The following is a 19838-nucleotide window of genomic DNA, read 5'->3' as shown; positions in this document are numbered from 1 at the left end:
CAAGGGCTTTAGCCCGCCAGTTTGCTCAGACCCAGAACCATGGGCTTCAGCCCATGGGGCCAAAACCGCCCAGCTGCCAAAGAAGAAAGCTAAAAGAAAAAAGACAGTTGAGCGGCCTAGCGATGGTAGGCAGTGCGGCAAAGCCGCAGACCAAGCAAAAACTTGTTTTTTGCGCAGGGCCGAGCGAGCAGCGAGCTGCCGAACGACAACAAGAACTTTAGTTCGCAGTTCGACGACCAACGGGAGTAACCGCCCGCCAAAGTTCGCAGTTCGACGACCAACGGGAGTAACCGCCCGCCAAAGGCGGGAGGCCCCAAGAACTAGTTCATATTCCAATCCATATCACAGATGCTTTCATCCGATAAAATCAACTCTAATTTTTCGAGATCTGGCTTCATTAGAATACTAAACTTAATCTCTTGTTCCTTCCTATTTTTGTCCATACAGCTACTCTTCCTGAGCCCCTCAAATACCACATCTAAATACCCATCGCCATTAACATCCTCATTTTTAAAGGCTAAGCTATCATTTAGATAACGCTGGCAGTAGCTGTCTGGAGTCCGTATAAAAACAGGTATTTCACAATGTCTAAGGGAGGACCATTTGAGTTTAGGCATCCCAGAAATAGCATCAAAGCCGAATATAGTATAGTAGGCTCTTTTACCTCCTTGGTCTATGCCGCTAAATACATAAGTATCTGTTGAGGGATTAAGTTTAAGCAGAAAATATTTCTCTAGAGGGATATAAAAGAGCTTATTTAGCCGCTTAGACCGTAGACAATAATACTTAGTAGGCGCTATGCGAGGCCTTCCTTCTTGCTTCAGATTCAACTCATAGAGCTCAACAGCTCCCATATTGGCCAGATCAAACGCTCTTAAAAAACGACTATCCGCTTCCACTTCAGAGATTCCACTCTCTCTTTCGATGCGATCTAAAATAGCTGCTATAGAAATATTGTTGGCCTCCTCTACCATATAGATAATCAGATTTCCTTCTGAAATAGAGCGGTAGGAAAAAGCTTTTTCGCTTGCCTTTTCATTAGGCTGTCTCGATTGACAAGCCAGGCTGCAGACGAAAACAATAAATAGCCAATATCCTCTCATCAGCTTCCTTCTTTGTTTTTAATTACTTGCTTTATCCGCAGATGGGTAACTACAAAAAATAAAACGGCAAGTAGAATCAATAAATCCAAAAATTGATTTAAAAAGTCTAATTGCAACAGTGACATTATTAGAAAACCCAATGCATCTATTCTTTCTATTTCTATGCCCCAAAATACGACTTTGGGCGTACTTCTAGCTCGACCTCGCTTAAGGTAAAGGATATTCCCTGCAAGTAAAATAAGTAAGGTAACTATTTCTATAAATAGAATCATACTCGCTGCTTTTGATTAAATAGACCTAAAAACAGTTCAACTTAGGCCACTACTAGCATTTTATAATGGCTGCAACTTAAGATCACTGCAGAGCTGGATAGTCAATAAAAATCCGTTCTCCCTTTTCCAAATACTCCCATTTACCAACTCTTAACGCCCATTTTTCTTTTTGACAAGCATAACTAATATGATAGTTTATTGATTTTTTAGGATTCCAATAAAATTTATTTTTAGGTTCTGGAATTGCTAAATCAAATTCTAAGTCTTTACCTGGATCTAGTATCCTATAGTTTGGTGCAGGATAACTTTTTGACGATATACAAAACTGTCCTTTTATGTATCCATCTTGGTTTTCTTCCCCAAATTCGAAGTATAAAGTATCAGCTTGCAAGAAACCTTGAAAAGCAAATGTATCCACTTTTAAATTAAAGCTATCTCCCTCCACAATTTGTAGATGGGATCTATGAGGCGATTTAAATTTTACTGGTAGTCCTAATAATGCTGTTTTTTCTAACTTTCCGACTAAGTTAATATAATGCTCATCCTTTGCAAGTGAATCTGCCGATACCTTAGTGCTATGATAGTAACCCAAAGATCTTTCTCCATCACGACTATAGTACCAATGCCCTATACGCAATGGAATTCTTTCGATAATCCAGCTATTGCTTCGCTCTCCAGTCTTATTTTTTTGAGGTTTTAGTACATATTCAGTAGGAATCTGAAACTGCCCCTTGATATAATAACTAGCTAAAGAGTCACCCAATTCAAAGTGGATTTTAGATCCAGACCTTTGCCCTTTGAATAGAAGACTATCTACTACGAACCTAAAGCTATCTTCTTCATTTATCTCAAAAGAATAACAATTCTCTATATCTGGGAACCCATATACCCCCCATTTTCCGTCACCAGACGGAAAATAGAACTGCTCCACGGGCTCTGCTGTTGCCTCTCTTTTCTCTAACCTCAATAATTGACATGAATTAAAAATAAAAACTCCTGCCAACAAGTAAACAAGCTTCATAACATATCTTTTAGTCCCTAAATATCAGCTGCCTTCAGCCGCTGCAGTACCTAATAGCTATTTCGCAAAAACGAGAACAATACTTTTGGTTGTTGTGATATTCATAGATGGCGGATTTGCTTCTGTTGCATAATAATTAACAGCCAAACAAGTCCTTATAATTTTTGCTTTTTTCCGCATTCGTCTCAATAAGCGCCTTAACTTTTTAGGGCTAAGTCTTAGACCATGAACTTGCACAGAATCTACTTCTGTTAAGGACTTATTTAAAAAAACTTTTAACCTAATTCCCCCCTTTAAGTCTTCACTCAACTCCTTTTTAACTTTTTTATCGCACTTAAGCAGATGGCCTAATTCAAGGATAAAAACAGCCCTGTTCTCAAACCCAAACATCTCTGCATGTTCAGGATTTTTCTTGTAATTTTCGATAAAACAGCTATCTTCTTGAGCATATAAATTACTCGCTGCCAAGATAAATATAATTATTATAGCATAATACATAAACATTGATTTCATATCTAAATTCATAGTTCCAACTTCTATTTTCTCAAAATAGCTGTGCGGTATCAGTAAATATCTTTATTCTTTTTTTGGGGCCTGCCACCTGCGGCGGCCGGGCCCTTGCAGGGCTCGCAGGTCTGCTCGGCCCTGCGGGCTTCGCCCTTGGTCTGCCGCTGCGCGGCCCCCTTGCAGGCCCCTAGGCCAATTTGGCCTTCGGCCACCCCTAGGGCCAAGGCCCTAGGCTATTGAAAAAATTGTCATCCCCTCATTCGAGGGGATTTTTCTTTGCGGTTGTGGTTGGACGGTTGTTGTTTTTCTTGAAGCTAATTTTTCCATTTTTATAGCAAACAAGGGCTTTAGCCCGCCAGTTTGCTCAGTCTACAAGCATGGGCTTCAGCCCATGGGGCCAAAACTGCCCAACCACTAAAAGACCCTTTCTTTATCTCTCCTTTTCCACCCCCAAGAAAAAGTTGAGGGACTAATATTAAAATCTTGTGTCTGCCCTTTCCTGCGCCTAGGGACAAGCCCCTAGGCTAGTTTTTTCAGACAGCCCTCTGCGAGGGCCTTTGGATGTGGCCCTTCTCTGCAATCACAACAGAGCAAAGCCGTAAATCATCATTTGAGGCCCTTTAGGGCTGACTCCATTAGGTTAGCCTAGGGGCTTGTCCCTAGGCGATGAATAACGGGCGGCAAAGCCGCCATGGCCGAAGGCCAAACGGCCACAACAAGCCCTTGTAGCCTACCCGTAAGGTGCAACCAAAAAATACTATACATCTAACATCGTCCTTTCAAAGTCATATGGGCTAATATTTCCCAGACTTTGGTGGGGACGATTAAAATTGTAGTGCTGAAACCAATTTTGAATTTCCTCATTTAGTTCTTCTAAAGAGTGGAACCAAGATAAGTTTAAACACTCTGTTCTCAAAGTTTTATTTAATCGCTCAATAAATGCATTTTGGGTAGGTTTTCCTGGCTGGATGAACTTTAATTCAATATCATGTTTTTGGGCCCAAGCAGCTAACTTTTTAGAGATGAATTCTGGCCCATTATCGCAACGAATATAGTCAGGTTTACCTCTGTAATCCAGTACTTTATCAAGTACATCAGTAAGCTTTTTTGCAGAGATACTTTGATGGGCTTCTGTCCACAAAGCTCGCCTTGAGGTCTCATCCATAATGTTGATAATTCGGACCGATTTCTTATCTGAGCTCATGACCCAATCGCTTAAAAAATCCATAGACCAACCCTTATTTACCTCCTTGGGCAAAGAGATAGGTTCAAATTTTCGGCGAATACGCTGACGCTTTGGGCGCTGTCTTAAGTATTAATTTTTCTCTCTTCCAGATTCTATACACCTTCTTATGATTGAAGATAACACCTTGATTTCTAATGTAATGAAAAACCTTCCAAAAGCCCCAAGCTAAATATTATTTCGTGACTTCATGCAGTAATTTAGCGATTTGATCATCGACTACTTCTGGCCGATGACCTGACTTTCGTTTATAGTATGTTTGACGACGAAACCCCAAAACGACACAGATTCGACGCACACTGTACTTCTTGGACAGCTCGTCTATGACTCTTTCTTGTCTTTTGGGGTTAAGTGCTTTTTTGCCATTACATAGCCCTCTTCTAAAATTTCATAATTCATGCTTAAGTCTGCATACATCTTTTTTAAACGAGTATTTTGGGCCTCTAATTCCTTGATTAAACGCTCTTTATCGTCAACTTCTTGCTCTTTGGATCTTTTCCATTTATAGAAAGTGGCTGGGCTTATTTGGTGCTTTCTACACAAATCTGCCACGCTAAGGCCGCTGTCGTGCTCAGCTAAAATTGATAACTTCTGCTTTTCCGTGAATTTACTTTTTCGCATCCTTTTAGTTTTTGTTCTTTAAGATAATTATTTTCTATAACTAATGGTTGCTTTTTTGGGCAGGCTACACCCTTTAGTCCGTCTTCGACGACCAAAGGGAGTAACCGCCCGCCAAAGGCGGGAGGCCCCAAGAACAAATCAATATAGATAGGGCTACTGGCCTGAAGATGAATACCCTAGCTAGCTGACTTAATATTCATTGCTTTTTTAAATTCATCATTAAACCTCTCAGAATAATCAAAGGGGTCAGATACAACCCGGTCAAGAAGCATCCCCTTAACAATAATCTCCTCATTATCAAAAGAGTAAATAATTCCATAAAAATAAACATCTGGTTTTACTCTTCCATTCTGATCTGCTAAGACGACCTCTTTATTCCCCATTTTCACTCTAAATGTAGCATATTTGATGTCTTCACTTAGGAACCCATGTTCAGTTGCATTTTTGTCAAAATCCTCTATTTCAATATCACATTCCAATACTGATTCTACACAGTCGCATGGGGGTAAATCATCACTAAGATTATTTAAACTAGAGTTTTTCATGCTTTTATCTATACCACAAAACTTATACGCTCTGTCTTTTTTATCAAATTCGTAGTATTTATAAAGCAACCTATAACACTCTAATTTTATTTTATCCTTTTTCAAACTATCATATTGATCCACTTGCCTTGTTTTACAAGAAAATATTACAAAAAGCCCCATTACTAACAACCTGATTTTCAACATGCCGATAATTTTTCATCTTGATATAATCTTTACCTCAAGATGTCAATACAAATATGTTTGCCCCCAAGAGGGGCCGCTAAGATAACTAGACTCCTTTAAAAGGTAGAATGTAGAATAAGGTTACAGTGCGTGGAGCTCGACTCCACTATCTAGTAATACCTAAAGAAGACAACTGCACCAGTATATATCTAGGCGAAAACCCAGAGCAACAAAAATGAGCTATCATAAACAAGCGAACACCTAATTCATAATGATACAAATAGAGAAAAAGGACTTACTGTAAAAGGATGACCAGTAGGTGCTTGTACCTGAATATTCTTTAGCAGAATAAATGTGCTCTGATTCAACTCTTTAAGTGCCTTTTTCTGTGCTTCACTAAATTTTGCTCCTTTAGAAGGGAGCAAAATTTGCTCATTTTCATTCACAATAGCAAGGTCAAATCCAAGAACTTTGAAACGAAGATCAATATTGTAATTTATAAGCGCTGCATCAAGATCTGCCTTATCAATAAGCAAATCATCTCTTTTTACTTCATCCCCAGATTTTTTCCCGAGAACAGAAAGTGTGACAGCTGGATCTTTTGGCCGTAGAGATAATTCAAAAGCAAAATCAGAATCCTCTATCCTTAATTTCTTGCGTTGAACCCCATATCCTTTTAGATGAAAAGGGATGTAACTTACATTTTCTGCTGTTCTTTTCTTCCCAATCCAATAAAAAGTAGAATCAGCAACAATATCTAATTTACTTTTTGTATCCACATGGATGGAATATGGAATATATCTATAACTAAAACCCTCTAGACGGATTACCTTTTTCCCTTCATTCCCTCTAAAAGAGGCGAAAAAAAACATAACACTTAAAAGGCAAATTAAAACGCTCCAGAATGAGCTACTATTTTGGCCCCATCTTCTAAATTTCATATTATTTATCTTTTACTGCTCCTGCAGGCCTGCTCACACAACTCTCTGATAAGCAAAATTTTAAAGATGACTCCTAAAGAGTTATAAGATTAACCGCCGAAGAAGAAAGCCCCCAAAAAAAAGGCAGGAGGCCTATAACTATAAACTATTTTAAATCAACCAGTGGAATATCAAATATTTTATTCAGATAGACATCGTCTCTTTCATAATTATTATCAACTTGATAACTGTCTATAATAGCTTCATAATTACCTTTACGAATAATTGCGGTATCCTCATAAGGCCCCTGATAAAGGCAATAGATCTCTTCCCCCTCTAAAGAATAGATGAGACGCAATTGATTACAATCTCTGCACAATCGAGTACCACCACCTGAAGCATAAAACAAAGTTCCCTTTTCTCCTGGAAAAATACCTATAACATGAATCACTGCATCCAACATTAAACCTTTGCCCGTTTTCAACTCTACTTCTTTCATAATTGAAGGAGAATACTTAATGCCTAAAACACTATCCTTATACATAATAATAGCTCTTTGTCCTACTACTGGCGGAATAAAATCCTGATCATCCAACACACTATCTTTTAAGACCGTTGACTCTATAATATAAGCATATTCTTTTAGGCGAATCCCTTCTCGATACACAATACTATCTGCATAGTCTTTTTCGCTTAATGGAATTAGTTCTCCAACCTTTAGCATATTTTCCTCCAACTCCTTTGGCAATCTTTGCTCTTCATCTAAAGAGCTTGCGCTTTTCGTATCCTTTAACGGACTATTTTCACAGCCCCAAAGGAACATTATTGAGAGCGCTATTCCTGTTAATTTCTTCATCATTTTATTTGTGTTTTTCCTTCTTCTTCCTACTTAGAGTTTAGATTTTTTGGGGCCTGCCGCCTGCGGCGGCCGGGCCCTTTCAGGGCTCGCAGGTCTGCTCGGCCCTTCGCCGCTTTCAGCGGCTCGGTCTGGCCTGCGGCCACCCTTTCAGGCCCCTAGGCCAAGTCGCTTCGCTCCTTTGCGGCGGCTTCGCCGCCTGCTAGCCGTGGCTGCAGGTTGAAACCAGCAGCCAATTTAGGTACAGCAGAGCCCGCTCCTGACCAACAATTGGCCTGCAGCTTAAAAGCCGCAGGACCTGAAAACATAATACCTTCTTTCCATAAACAAAGCAGGGGCTTTTAAGCCGCTGCGGCAAGAAAGATGATGGCCCAACAAGAATGGCTGCGGCCTTTAGGCTGCAGATAGCGGCAAAGCCGCCATGGCCGAAGGTTGAAACCATCGGCCCATATCATTTATAGCAAAGAAGGGCTTTAGCCCGCTCTTTGCTCAGTCTACAACCATGGGCTTTAGCCCATGGGCGCAAAACTACCCAGCCACTAAAAGACCCTTTCTTTACCTCTCCTTTTTCAAAACCCCCAAGAAAAAGTTGAGGGACTAATAAACTAGGGCGATGGGGTTGCACAAGCCCAAAATAGGGGTTCTCTAAGGTATAAATTAGGTCCAAGAACCCCAAAATAGCAGTTCTCTACCGCATTTTTTAGCTTAGAAAGCAGAAGAGGCTGCTTATTTAGCTTAAGCTCTCGGTCTAGCACCCCAAATTAGGGCGCTCCTACTGCTTGATAGACGTCTGGAACTGCATTGTATAGGTCCAAAAACCCCATAAGGGACGTTCCGAACTCCATGAGATACGTCCCCCAACCCCATAAGAGACGTTCCGAACTCCATGAGGTACGTCCTCCAACCCCATAAGGGACGTCCCGAACTCCATGAGATACGTCCTCTAACCCCAGAGGAGACGTTCCGAACTCCATGAGGTACGTCCCCTAACCCCATTGGGTACCTTCCTATACCCCAAAATAGACGTCCTAGGACGTCTATTTTGGGGTCCTACAACCTATATTATGTAGTTCCACAACCTATACTGTACAGTTCCCTAACGTATATCATGCACTTAGCTAACGTATATTATACACTTCTACAACCTATAGCATGGAGTTCAGGACGACTCTTATGCAGTAGAGGAACCTATAACGAACAGTTTAGTGACTGTATTCAATGACTTTGACAACCTATATCGTAGAGTTCAGGACGACTAAGAAGGAGTTTTGCCATTCATCGGCCATTGGCTGCAGCTTAAAAGCCGCAGGACCTGAAAACAAAATACCTCCTTTCCATAAACAAAGCAGGGGCTTTTAAGCCGCTGCGGCAAGAAAGACCAAGGCCCAACAAGAATGGCTGCGGCCTTTAGGCTGCAGGTAGCGGCGAAGCCGCCATGGCCGAAGGCCAAACGGCAAAGGCCAAATGAAAGCCCTGCCACTTCTATCCTTTGCTTTAATTTCCTGCTATTCTGCGTTATTTTTCTCAGCCATAGCTACAGCTATGCCTTTAAAAAATGCCTGGACTAGCCTCAAATTTTTATCAAAGGATGGCCGAAGCGCAGGACTTCCATTTGGCCTAGCGATGTGCAGCAGTGCGGCAAAGCCGCAGACCAAGGCCGTCAGGCCGCAGGGCCGAGCGAACAGCGAGCTGCGAAACGTAGCGCCTGCCGCAGGCAGGAGGCCCCAAAAAAACAGGGTCCTTGGCAACAAGCAGGCAGGAAACAAACGTTTAGTGAAGAACTGCTAAGGATTTCTTATTTTTAGCCTTCAATTTTGTTGGACAAAAAACAGCTATATGCGACATATCTATCTATTTGGCCTTCTGTTCCTCTACAGCTGTAGCTTGCAGGCCCAAGTTCGTCTAGAAGTGATCATCAACTCCGGAACGGCTGGGACCAGTTGTACAGATGGGATTTTTGGTGGTAGTCCAGACCCCCAATGGCGCGTCAATATAGAAAGCCAAGGGTGGACCACCTACCCCCAATCGGGCCCTTGCTTTACCGACGCCCCCAATACCCAATACGATGAAGAATTTATTTGTGCAACAGACTATCCGGCCAATATTCAGCTCTGTTTTAGAGCTTTTGAGGATGATGGGGCGGCCTGTGTGGTGGACCAAACTTGTTTGGCCCAGATTTGTCAGAACTTTGCTACCCCAGCGCCGGGTAGCTCCCTCAATTATACCCTAAGCATTCCAAACTGTTGTGGGAATAGCAGTTGGGGGCAGGTAGATTTTACGATTCGGGCAAGGGGAAGCTTTGTGAATGCGGGCCAAGCCTATGACCAAATTTGTAATGCCATCAATTTGGGGACCCTCAATAGCAATAGCTCTATTGGAGACAATGGACTGAGCAACTACGGGAACTTCTGTGCAACAAATACCTTAGAACCTAGTCCCTGGGGCAATGCCAATGAACAAGGCGTTTGGTTTCAGTTTACCACCGGCCCCAACCCCAGTGCTAGTCTCCGCTTTGAGGCCATCTCGGATCCCCAAAACCTAGGGGATGGCATCGACCTGCAATTGGCCCTTTATGAAAGTTCTAATGGCAGTTGTAATGGCGCCCTTAGCCTAGTGGCCGAAGACTATCAGGGGGCAGGTGCCCTCTATGATGAAGAAATGAGCGTAGAATGTCTACAACCCAATACCACCTACTTCCTTTTGGTAGATGGCGAAGATAGCGGCATCCCCTTTACCGATGGCGGCCAAGGCTACTTTGGCCTAGAAATCTTTGACCTTGGCGTACAGCAATCAGCCGATAGCATTTGTGCGGCCACTCATCTGGGGCCCGTTCCTACTGGGGGGCAAGTACAAACCAACGCCCTCAGCCAATCAAACCTCTGTGCGAGCAATGCCAACGAGCCCATTCCGGGTAACTGGAGCAATGAGCAGGGTGTTTGGTTCTCCTTTGAAGCCCCCGCCTCTGGACATGTTATCATTGAGGCCAATAGTGACCAACCCGCCCCTTTTGGGACCGATGCGGTAGACCTTCAGTTGGCCCTTTATAGCAGCTCGACCAACAACTGTACAGGAAGCCTCAGCGAAATAGATAGCGATTATGATCCAACGGGATTTGGAGAAGAACTAGATGTGCGCTGCCTAGAAGCTGGTCGCATCTACTATATCATGGTAGATGGCTCTACCCTAAATGTAGATGGTATCTTTGACCTAGAAGTAAGAGATGGCGGGATTCCGCCTGCGCCCAATGATGAAATTTGTAATGCCATTGCCCTGGGGGCCCCTGCTCCTGGCGGCACTGTTGGACTCACCGATCAGAACAACTACTGTGCAGACAACCTCTTTGAGCCCATCCCCAACAACTGGGGAAATGACCGTGGGGTTTGGTACACCTTTGTGGCCCCGCCTTCGGGTAAGGTAGAAATTCGGGCAGAGAACCAAAGTCTATTCGGCTCTGACCAAATTGATCTACAATTGGCTGTCTTTGATGCCGCTAACCAAAGTTGTACCGACCCCTTGACCGAAATACAGAGTGAGCATGAAGGGATTGGAGTGCTCTGGGATGAAGATATGGAAGTAGAATGCCTTACTCCAGGCAGAACCTACTTTTTGATGGTAGATGGAGAGGGCGCCCTTTTTGACCCCGACCTTCAAGAAGGCATCTTTGACCTAGAGGTTTATGGCGATCCTCGTGATCCTCCTGCAACAAATGACGATCCTTGTAATGCCATCTATTTGGGCGATCCAACAGGAGGACAAATTGGAACAAGTCCAGGCCCACAACATGGCAGCCAAAACAACTTCTGTGCAACAGGAGCTGGAGAGCCCAATCCGGGGGCATTCAACCCCAATCAGACCGTTTGGTATACCTTTACGGCCCCCGCTAGTGGTAATGTAGAAATAGAACTCAGCTCAGACGATCCTCTTAATGGCGTAGACCCTATTGATCTGCAAGTCGCCGTTTGGGAAGCGGCTAGTTGTACGGGCAGTTGGCGAGAAATGAACAGTGGCGACGATTTGGTTGTCTTTGATTTGGACCTAGAGGTCTATTGCTTAAACCCAGGGCAAATCTATTATGTGCAAGTCAATGGGGCAGATTTGGCCATCTTGGACCCTGAAGAAGGCTATTTTGATATTACCATTACAGAAATACCGCCTATTCCCGTAGCGCCTAACAACCTCATCTGTAATGCCATTCCCTTAGGAGATCCCTTTACGAACGGGCCACAAAGCATCACGAACCAACACAACCTTTGTGCTGATGCCATTGGCGACCCCAATCCAGATGACTTTGATGCGGACCAAACCGTATGGTACAGCTTTACCACTCCGGCCACAGGAGGACCTTATGCAGTAGACATTTCGGCCACCACCTCTACTCCTTTTAGCTCTCAAGATGCCATTGATATTCAGCTAGCCGTTTTTGAATCCTCTAATAACAGCTGTACCGGTATTCTCACTGAGGTAGAAAGTGACTATGACCCCGGCTTCTTTGATGAAGACATGGACGTACAATGTCTGGACGCAGGCAAGACCTACTTCATCATGGTAGATGGTTCCTTTTTGGATGTGCAGGGTTACTTTGACTTGACGATTAGTCAGGCGCCCTCTGTCCCCATTCCAACCAACGACCTCATTTGTAATGCAGAAGCCTTGGGGGCCGTACCTATTGGGGGCAGCATCAATAACAACATCAACTACGCTAACTTCTGTGCAGAAACAGAGCCCGGAGAGCCCTCTCCCTTTAATATTGAGCAGACAGTTTGGTTTAGCTTTCAGGCGCCTGCACATGCGGGGGCCAGTACCTCTTCGGAGGTCAGTATTCGGCTAGAGTCTGATCCCAACAACCAAGGTAATGGGGTCGACTTACAACTAGCCGTTTACCGTTCTTCTAATGGCAGCTGTACGGGCAACCTACAACTTTTGGAAGAGGGGGTAGACAATCCCACCCTTAGCTTTGATGCGGAAGTTAATTTAACTTGTTTGCTCCCGGGAGAGACCTATTGGGTCCAAGTAGATGGCTCTTTGATTGATGTAGAAGGCTATTTTACCATAGAAATTATAGATGATGGGGCTGGCGCCTTCCCTGCCAACGACAACATCTGCAATGCCACACCTTTGGGGGCGGTACCCAATGGGGGCAGCATCAACAATAATGTCAGTTACAATAACTACTGTGCTACGGTAGAGCCCAATGAGCCTAACCCTTCGGCCTTTGCTGCCGATGAAACCGTTTGGTTTAGCTTTGAGGCCCCAACTTCTGGGAACATCAGCATCAGCTTAGAGTCAGACCCCGCCAACTTAGGCGATAACCCCAACTTACAGCTTGCGCTCTGGTATAGTCCGGGCGGAACCTGTGCTGGACCTTGGCTAGAAATGGGCAGTGATTACGATCCCCTGCTCAATGATGAATCGATGAGCATTACCTGCTTGGTTCCGGGGGCCACCTACTATCTACAAGTAGATGGACAAGAGGATTACTTTGGGGTAGAAGAAGGCTACTTTACTATAGAAATTGAAGATGATGGAGGAAGCACGACCTTCCCCTATAATAATAATATCTGCGATGCCTATGACTTTGGTCTCCCCACGGGCAGCTTTGCTACTTTAGGCAATGAGACCAATGAATGTGCTAATGTAGAATTGGGAGAGCCTGGTTTGGGCGGCTATGCTGAGCATACCGTCTGGTACCAGTTTACAGCTCCGCCTTCGGGCCGGGTAGAAGTTGAGGTAGAAAGTAATGATCCTATCTTTGGCATTGACCCCGAGGTCTATATCTTTGGCTCTTCAACGAATAGTTGTACAGGCCAGCTCAGTCTAAGCGATGGATCGAACCTACCCACTGCGATTATCACCGAAAATGTCGAGGCGACCTGCTTGACCCCTGGCAACATCTATTTCATCCAAGTAGATGGAGAAGGCCTCAATCGAGAAGGAGAATTTACTATTCGAATTAGGGATATGGAGCCCCTCTTTGGCACAGGACAACCCAATGACCCCGAGCCCGTCAATAACTACTGCCAAAATGCGATTAGTATTCCTGTTCAATCAGAATCTTGCACCAATGGCACAGGCAGCTGGAACAGCTACAACTATGGCGTTCCTACCGCTAGCCAGCCAACTAACTGTGGCCAAAACTGTGGAGAAACTTGGTACAGCTTTACTATGCCCAGTAGTGGAGTGGCTTTGGTAGAAGGAAATGATGATGGCATTAGCTCCTCCTCTCCTATTGGCGACTTCTCGGACCTTGTGGTGGTAGCCTATGCTGGCGGCTGCGGCAACCTCCAACAACTGGCCTGCGGTACAGGTGGCCTTGGAGGAGATGTCGGCTTTGAGATTGCGGCCCCTCCAGGTAGCCAGGTCCTCCTCCAAGTCTTTAATGATGGCGGAGATGACGATAATGAAAACTTTGAGCTTTGTGTATCAGAAGGCTGTGGAGCCGACAACTGCCTCAATGCTATTGCCTACCCTATTCAACCGAATGTTCCCTACTGCTTCAATACAGCTTCTGCCACTGGAGAAGGGGTTGCAGGCGGCGCTCCGGGCTACTTTGAATGTGGAGAAGGCGATGATCCAGAGCACTCTCTCTACTACTACTTTGTATCCGACTGTAATGGAAGTGCAGTAACCTTAAGTATTATCAATGCCACCTCTAGTGGAAACTGTATCGGGGGCACCGTTCCTGGGGATGGCTTTAATATCTCTTTCTTTCAGGATAGCAGCCCTTGTGATAACAACCCCGATGTGCTGGTAGATTGCCAGAGCTTTAATAGCTGTATGACCCAGCCCATCAACTGGTCCTTTACTTATAATAACCTACAGCCCAATACCCCTTATATTGTCCAAATTGATGGGGGCTTTAACTTCCTTGGTGGAAGTAATAATGGGACCTTCATGATTCAGACGACCACTAGCCCTGTGCCCATGCCAACCTCTACCCCTTCGGGTTGTGGCAGCAATAATGGTACGGCCACGGCAACTACGGTGGGGGGAACCCCTCCCTTCAGTTTTCAATGGTCTAATGGAGCTGTAGACTCTATCATTACCAACCTGAGCCCAGGCTGGTATACCGTTACAGTCACTTCTTCTGGACCTGGAGGTTGCTCTGCTATTGATAGTGTTTTTGTAGATAGCACTAATGCCTTAGGGCTTCAGCTTGCCTCGCAAAGGGATGAAAGCTGCTTGGGAAGCTGCGATGGCTCTGCCACGGTTTTGCCACTTTCTGGTTTGGCCATTAACTACAACTACTTATGGGATGCGGCCGCAGGCAGTCAAACGACGGCCACGGCCACAGGCCTTTGTGCAGGGAACTACAGCGTTACCGTAAGTAGTAACAATGGCTGTCAGGATAGCATAACGGTCCAAATTGGTAGCCCCAACCCTGTACAAGCTAGCTTGGTCAATGGAAGCCTGCCACAATGCCCCGGCCTTTGCGATGGCTCTGCAGCCATCACGGCTACTGGCGGCAACATTTCTACCGACTACTACTACCAATGGTCTCATGGAGATAGTACCTCCTTGGTCACTAATCTTTGTGCAGGCAATTATAGCGTGACTATTAGCGACCGTAATGGTTGTTATGATACCCTACAGCTAAATATTCCCGTACCGCCTAGTCCTATACAAATCAGTTTACTGGCTAGTCAGGACCTTAGTTGTGCAGGTGATAGCTCTGGCAGCTTTAGCTTAACGGCTGCGGGGGGACAAGCGCCCTATACCTATATCATGGCTGGAGATAGCAATCAAACGGGACAGTTCTCGGCCTTAGCCGCAGGCAACTATTTGGTCCAGGTGATTGATGATGTAGGCTGTACAGATACGATTTCAGTCAGTATTCAAGAACCAACGCCCTTAAGCGCTGGCATTAGTATCGACCAAGATTATAATGGCAGTCCCATTTCTTGCTTTGGAGCCGCTGATGCTGCCCTTAGTGCAACAGCAACAGGGGGAACGGCCAACTATAACTACAACTGGAGCACAGGAGCAAGCAGCAATAGCCTGAACGGATTGGCCGCAGGGAGTTATAGCCTTACGGTTAGCGACCAGAATGGCTGCCAAGACAGTAGTAGCATTAGCCTGCAAACACCAGATTCTATTCAGTTAAATATAGATACCCTTAGCTTCTATAATGGCTATACAGTATCTTGTGCCTCAGCTACAGACGGCCAACTAGAAGCCAGTTATAGTGGCGGATGGGGTAGCCTTCAGGGCCAATGGAGCAACGGCAGTAGCCAAGCCCTACAAAACAGCCTAGCTGCGGGCAATCATTGCTTTAGCGTGACGGATATCAATGGCTGTCAGGCGAGTAGTTGTGTTTTACTCACTGCCCCCGACACTCTACTACTAGATAGTGTACAACAACAAAACATCATCTGTGCAGGTCAACAGAATGGGGAGTTGAGCATCTTTATGCAAGGTGGTTTGCCTCCCTATAGCTATCTTTGGTCCAATGGTCAAACGAGCAGCAATATTAGTAATTTGGCGGCAGGAAACTACCAACTGACAGTCACCGATGCCAACGGCTGTAACTGGCTAGGCAGTTGGACAATTACAGAGCCCACGCCCTTGGTCCTACAACTAGATGCCGATTCTGTGCGCTGTAATGGCGGAGCCGATGGAAGTATCTCTGCCCTACTAAGTGGAGGCATTGCGCCTTATAGCTACCTTTGGTCCAATGGACAGAGCAGTAGCAATATCAACAACCTAGCAGCAGGCCCCTACCAACTTACGGTCACCGATGCCTATGGCTGTAGTATTGTTGCTTCGGCCCTTGTACAAGAGCCAGCCAATGCCGTTATTGCCAATGTATTGAGCAGCCAAAACCCAAGCTGCAATCAAGGAACAGATGGTTGGATTGATGCTGATGCCCAAGGAGGAACCCCCAACTACAGCTTCCTTTGGTCTACAGGAGATACAACAGAGGATCTCCAACAACTGGCAGCAGGGAGCTATAGCCTTACCGCTACCGATGCTCGGGGCTGTCAGGCCACAACAAGCATACAGCTGATAGCCCCCTCGGCTATACAGCCCAGTATTAGTGTATATAGTAATTATCATGGGGCCAGCATTAGCTGTGCAGGCGCTAGTGATGGAGCCCTTACGGCCCAAGCTCAGGGCGGAACCGCCCCTTACCTCATCAGTTGGTCTACTGGGGAAAATACGGCCCTAATTCAGAACCTCTCTGCGGGCTGGTATACGGTTAGCTTTAGCGATGCCAATGGCTGTACCGCTGTTGATAGTATAGAACTTACGGCCCCCTTGCCCCTTGCAGCCCAGCAAACAGTTAGTGCCGCTAGCTGTGCCAATAGCTGCGATGGACAGATTGTCTATCAAGCGGTAGCTGGCACGGGAACCCTAGGCCAAAATGGCTATGAATACCGCCTTTTGGGCCCCGGCCAAAACGGTCAGCTCTTTGGTCCCAACAACAACTGGAGCAACCTCTGCGCAGGCTGGTATGTTGTTCAGTTGAGAGATGGCAACGGTTGCCAAATTCAAGACAGCATAGAGATTACGGCGCCTGCTCCCCTACAGCTACAGCTTAGCCAAAATGATCCTAGTTGCTTTAATGGCAACGATGGAAGCCTAACGGCTTTGGCCACAGGAGGAACAGCCCCCTATACTTACCTTTGGTCCGATGGACAAACAACAGCTACGGCCACTAACTTATCCGCAGGAAGTTATAGCCTAAGCCTAACGGATGCCAATGGCTGTATTTTGGCCCAAACAACTAGCTTGCATAGCCCTTCTCCCCTAGCCATTAACTTCCAAGTAGATTCGACCAGTTGTGCGGGCAGTAGCGATGGGGCTATTTTAGCGATTGCAACTGGAGGAACAGCCCCCTATACTTACCTTTGGTCCGATGGCCAAATGGGCCGACAAGCCCGAGGCTTGACCGCAGGGAACTACCAACTGACAATTAGCGATGCCCAAGGCTGCCAGTTTACCGCAAGTACTACAGTAGAAGAGCCTAGCCCCTTGCAAATTCAATTGCAGAGTAGCAATCCCAACTGTCAGGGACAAAACTCTGGAACGGCCACAGTGGTCGCTACTGGAGGAACAGCCCCCTACACTTACCTTTGGTCCGATGGACAAACGACAGCTACGGCGACTAACCTTGCCGCAGGCAGCTATCAATTGATTGTGACGGATGCTAAGGGTTGTCAGCAAAATGCGAGCGTTCAATTGAGCCAACCCACAGGCTTAGGCCTAGCCATTAACCAACTGCAGGCGCCTAGCTGCCATAATGCAGCCGATGGGGAACTAGAAGCGGTAGTGGTTGGCGGAACAGCCCCCTATCAATATAACTGGTCCAATGGCAGCAGTACCGCCAATGCCAATAACTTGGCGGCAGGCTGGTATAGCCTGACAGTTAGCGATGCTGGCGGCTGTCAACTGGTCGATAGTTTCGAACTTTTGGCTCCCGCCGCCCTACAGCTCAGCTTAAGTAGCCAAGCGGCGGGCTGTTTGCAGGGAGCAGATGGAGAAGCAACCGCTAGCGTACAAGGCGGAACCCTTCCCTACAGCTTCCTTTGGTCCAATGGGGCTCAAACGCAGCAAGTAACAGGCTTGGCGGCAGGAAACTACCAACTTACCGTAACCGATGCCAATGGCTGTAGCATTCAGGGCCAGGTGGTTGTTGATGAGCCAGCTAGCGGCTTAGTGGGCTATATCAATGTACAAGATGCGCTTTGCCAAAATGGGGCATCGGGCCAGCTCACGGCTATTATTAGTGGGGGTACGCCCTTGGCCAATGGCGACTACAATTATAGTTGGTCCAATGGTGGCAGTACGGCTGTTCTCTCTAACCTTAGCGCTGGAAACTATAGCCTTACGGCTAGCGATGCCAATGGTTGTACCCTGAGCCTAAGCGCCCAAGTTGGCGAGCCTACCGGCATACAACTGACCTTAGTGAGTAGCCAAGATCCTCGCTGTGCAGGCGAGCTAACTGGTCAAGCTCAACTACAGGCTAGCGGCGGAACTTCGCCCTTGAGCTATCAGTGGTCGGATGGACAAACTGCTCCCACGGCCCAAAACCTAGGGGCAGGAAGCTATAGCGTGACCGTAACGGACAGAAATGGATGTACGGCTGATTTATCGGTCCAAATTACAGACCCCGCTCCACTACAGCTAAATATGCAATTGAATATGCCCGCCTGTGCCGGAGGCGATGATGGCAGCATTAGCTATCAATCTTCTTCGGTTCCAGTCAATGCCTTCCTTTGGTCCAATGGCCAAGTGGGCCAGCCTTTGACGGGCTTGGCAGCGGGTATTTACAATTTGACAGTGGTAGATCAAAATGGCTGTAGTGCTGACTTTCAGTATGTTTTGGGTGGACCGCCTGCTTTGGGCTTGACCCTCAAGCCGCAAAGCAATATTCGCTGTGCAGGAGAGCTAAGCGCTAGTGTAGAAGCCTTGGCGAGCTCGGGCACTGCGCCCTACAGCTATCTTTGGTCCAATGGCGACACCCAATCTTTGGCCCAAAACCTAGGGGCGGCCTGGTATGCCGTGACCGCCACCGACGCCAATGGTTGTCAGCAAACAGACAGCATTCAGTTTGTCGATCCCGCTCCGCTGGAGCTATCGGCAGAGGTTGATTCTGTGCGCTGTTTGGGCGAAAGCAATGGAAGTATCTTGGCCCTGGCTCAGGGTGGTTCTACTGCATTGGGCGGCTATAGTTATAGTTTAGATAGTCTAAACTGGCAGGCCTCGCCTTTCTTCCCGAACTTGGCGGCGGCTGATTATACGATTTACCTAAGAGATGCCAACGATTGTGTGGCCGATACTTTGGTGGAGGTAGAAGCGGGCTTGCCCTTCTTCTTGCAGCAATTTGGTCCAAATGATACAACCTTGGCCTATGGCGATAGCTTATTGCTTTATGCCTTGCTCAATGATAGTTTGGGGGTTAGCTTCAGTTGGAGCGAAAGCCTGAGCAATCAATTATTGAGCGATAGCAGTTATCAGCTATGGGTGCAGCCTTTTGATCGGGCGATTTATGAATTTGTGGCCCAAAACGAAAGAGGTTGTCGCTTAGACAGCAGCATTACGGTCTTTATTGACAAGGAGCGGATTGCTGCGGCCCCCAATACCTTTACGCCAAATAACGATGGGGCCAATGACCGCTTCTTTATTCAGGGTGATGAGCGCCTGCAGCTGGTCAAACTCTTTAGGGTTTATGACCGTTGGGGCGAGTTGGTCTTTGAGGGCCAAAACCTAGCGCCCAATGATCCACAGGCGGGTTGGGATGGTCAATTTAAGGGCCGCCCAATGAACTCTGGGGTCTATGCTTGGTATGCCGAACTAGAATTTATAGATGGCCATATTTTGGTCTTAAAGGGCAGCATTCAGCTCTTGCGATAAATTTGAAAAGGGACTTTCCATTAGGGAAGTCCTTTTTTTTGGGGCTGCCCCTCGCCCAAGGGCTCGGGTCGGGCTGTGCGGGGGCTCGCAAGTCTGCTCGGCCCTGCGCTTTTTCGCTACGCTCAAAAGCTGGGTCTGGCCTGCGGCCACCCCCTACCATCCCTCAGCCTGCGGCCCTTCGGGCCTGTAGGGCGCCAAAACATCTAGGCGGAATTGCTGGGCGGCCCTAGG

The 19838-nt window shown here is 46.3% G+C and carries 12 protein-coding genes and 1 pseudogene; 1 reads left to right on the top strand and 12 read right to left on the bottom strand.

What is annotated here, in order from left to right:
* Positions 1-320: 320 nt before the first annotated feature.
* The 12 genes and pseudogenes from SGRA_RS16000 to SGRA_RS23850 form a co-directional block, all read right to left on the bottom strand.
* Positions 321-1103, bottom strand: a complete 783-nt coding sequence (locus SGRA_RS16000) for a hypothetical protein (protein ID WP_015693828.1) — start codon at positions 1101-1103, stop codon at positions 321-323.
* Positions 1103-1375 (bottom strand): hypothetical protein, encoded by a 273-nt coding sequence (locus SGRA_RS15995; protein ID WP_015693827.1) that lies wholly within the window; start codon positions 1373-1375, stop codon positions 1103-1105. Before SGRA_RS15995 ends, SGRA_RS16000 begins: the two co-directional genes overlap by 1 nt.
* Before the next feature lie 82 nt (positions 1376-1457).
* Positions 1458-2396 carry a hypothetical protein gene (locus SGRA_RS15990; protein WP_015693826.1) on the bottom strand — a complete coding sequence of 313 codons (939 nt, stop codon included), beginning with the start codon at positions 2394-2396 and terminating at the stop codon, positions 1458-1460.
* Positions 2397-2453: 57 nt separating this feature from the next.
* Positions 2454-2921, bottom strand: coding sequence for a hypothetical protein (locus tag SGRA_RS15985; protein ID WP_015693825.1), 468 nt, complete (start codon positions 2919-2921; stop codon positions 2454-2456).
* Positions 2922-3660: 739 nt separating this feature from the next.
* Positions 3661-4161: an integrase core domain-containing protein gene (locus SGRA_RS19605; RefSeq protein WP_281045535.1), complete on the bottom strand. Its 501-nt coding sequence runs from the start codon at positions 4159-4161 to the stop codon at positions 3661-3663.
* Between the two features lie 10 nt (positions 4162-4171).
* Positions 4172-4300: pseudogene (locus tag SGRA_RS24340) on the bottom strand (hypothetical protein); the annotation flags it as partial.
* A gap of 21 nt (positions 4301-4321) precedes the next feature.
* The gene (locus SGRA_RS24280) at positions 4322-4444 is read right to left on the bottom strand and encodes a hypothetical protein (RefSeq protein WP_281045534.1); all 123 of its coding nucleotides are present in this window, start codon (positions 4442-4444) and stop codon (positions 4322-4324) included.
* Positions 4445-4467: 23 nt separating this feature from the next.
* Positions 4468-4767, bottom strand: a complete 300-nt coding sequence (tnpA, locus tag SGRA_RS15975) for an IS66 family insertion sequence element accessory protein TnpA (RefSeq protein ID WP_015691370.1) — start codon at positions 4765-4767, stop codon at positions 4468-4470.
* 176 nt (positions 4768-4943) lie between these two features.
* Positions 4944-5435, bottom strand: coding sequence for a hypothetical protein (locus SGRA_RS15970; protein WP_148268371.1), 492 nt, complete (start codon positions 5433-5435; stop codon positions 4944-4946).
* Between the two features lie 308 nt (positions 5436-5743).
* Entirely contained in the window at positions 5744-6418 is a 675-nt protein-coding gene (locus SGRA_RS15965) for a GldM family protein (protein ID WP_015693819.1), read from the bottom strand.
* Positions 6419-6563: 145 nt separating this feature from the next.
* Entirely contained in the window at positions 6564-7256 is a 693-nt protein-coding gene (locus SGRA_RS15960) for a hypothetical protein (protein ID WP_148268370.1), read from the bottom strand.
* A 769-nt stretch (positions 7257-8025) separates the two neighbouring features.
* Positions 8026-8184, bottom strand: coding sequence for a hypothetical protein (locus tag SGRA_RS23850; RefSeq protein ID WP_187288171.1), 159 nt, complete (start codon positions 8182-8184; stop codon positions 8026-8028).
* A gap of 905 nt (positions 8185-9089) precedes the next feature.
* On the opposite strand from SGRA_RS23850, the gene SGRA_RS15940 reads away from it, so the two are divergent.
* On the top strand, positions 9090-19607 hold the full coding sequence (locus SGRA_RS15940) for a T9SS type B sorting domain-containing protein (protein ID WP_015693812.1): 10518 nt from the start codon (positions 9090-9092) through the stop codon (positions 19605-19607).
* Positions 19608-19838 lie beyond the last annotated feature (231 nt).

This window comes from Saprospira grandis str. Lewin, assembly GCF_000250635.1.
Taxonomy (GTDB): domain Bacteria; phylum Bacteroidota; class Bacteroidia; order Chitinophagales; family Saprospiraceae; genus Saprospira; species Saprospira grandis.
This window is presented reverse-complemented; position numbering and strand designations above follow the sequence as displayed.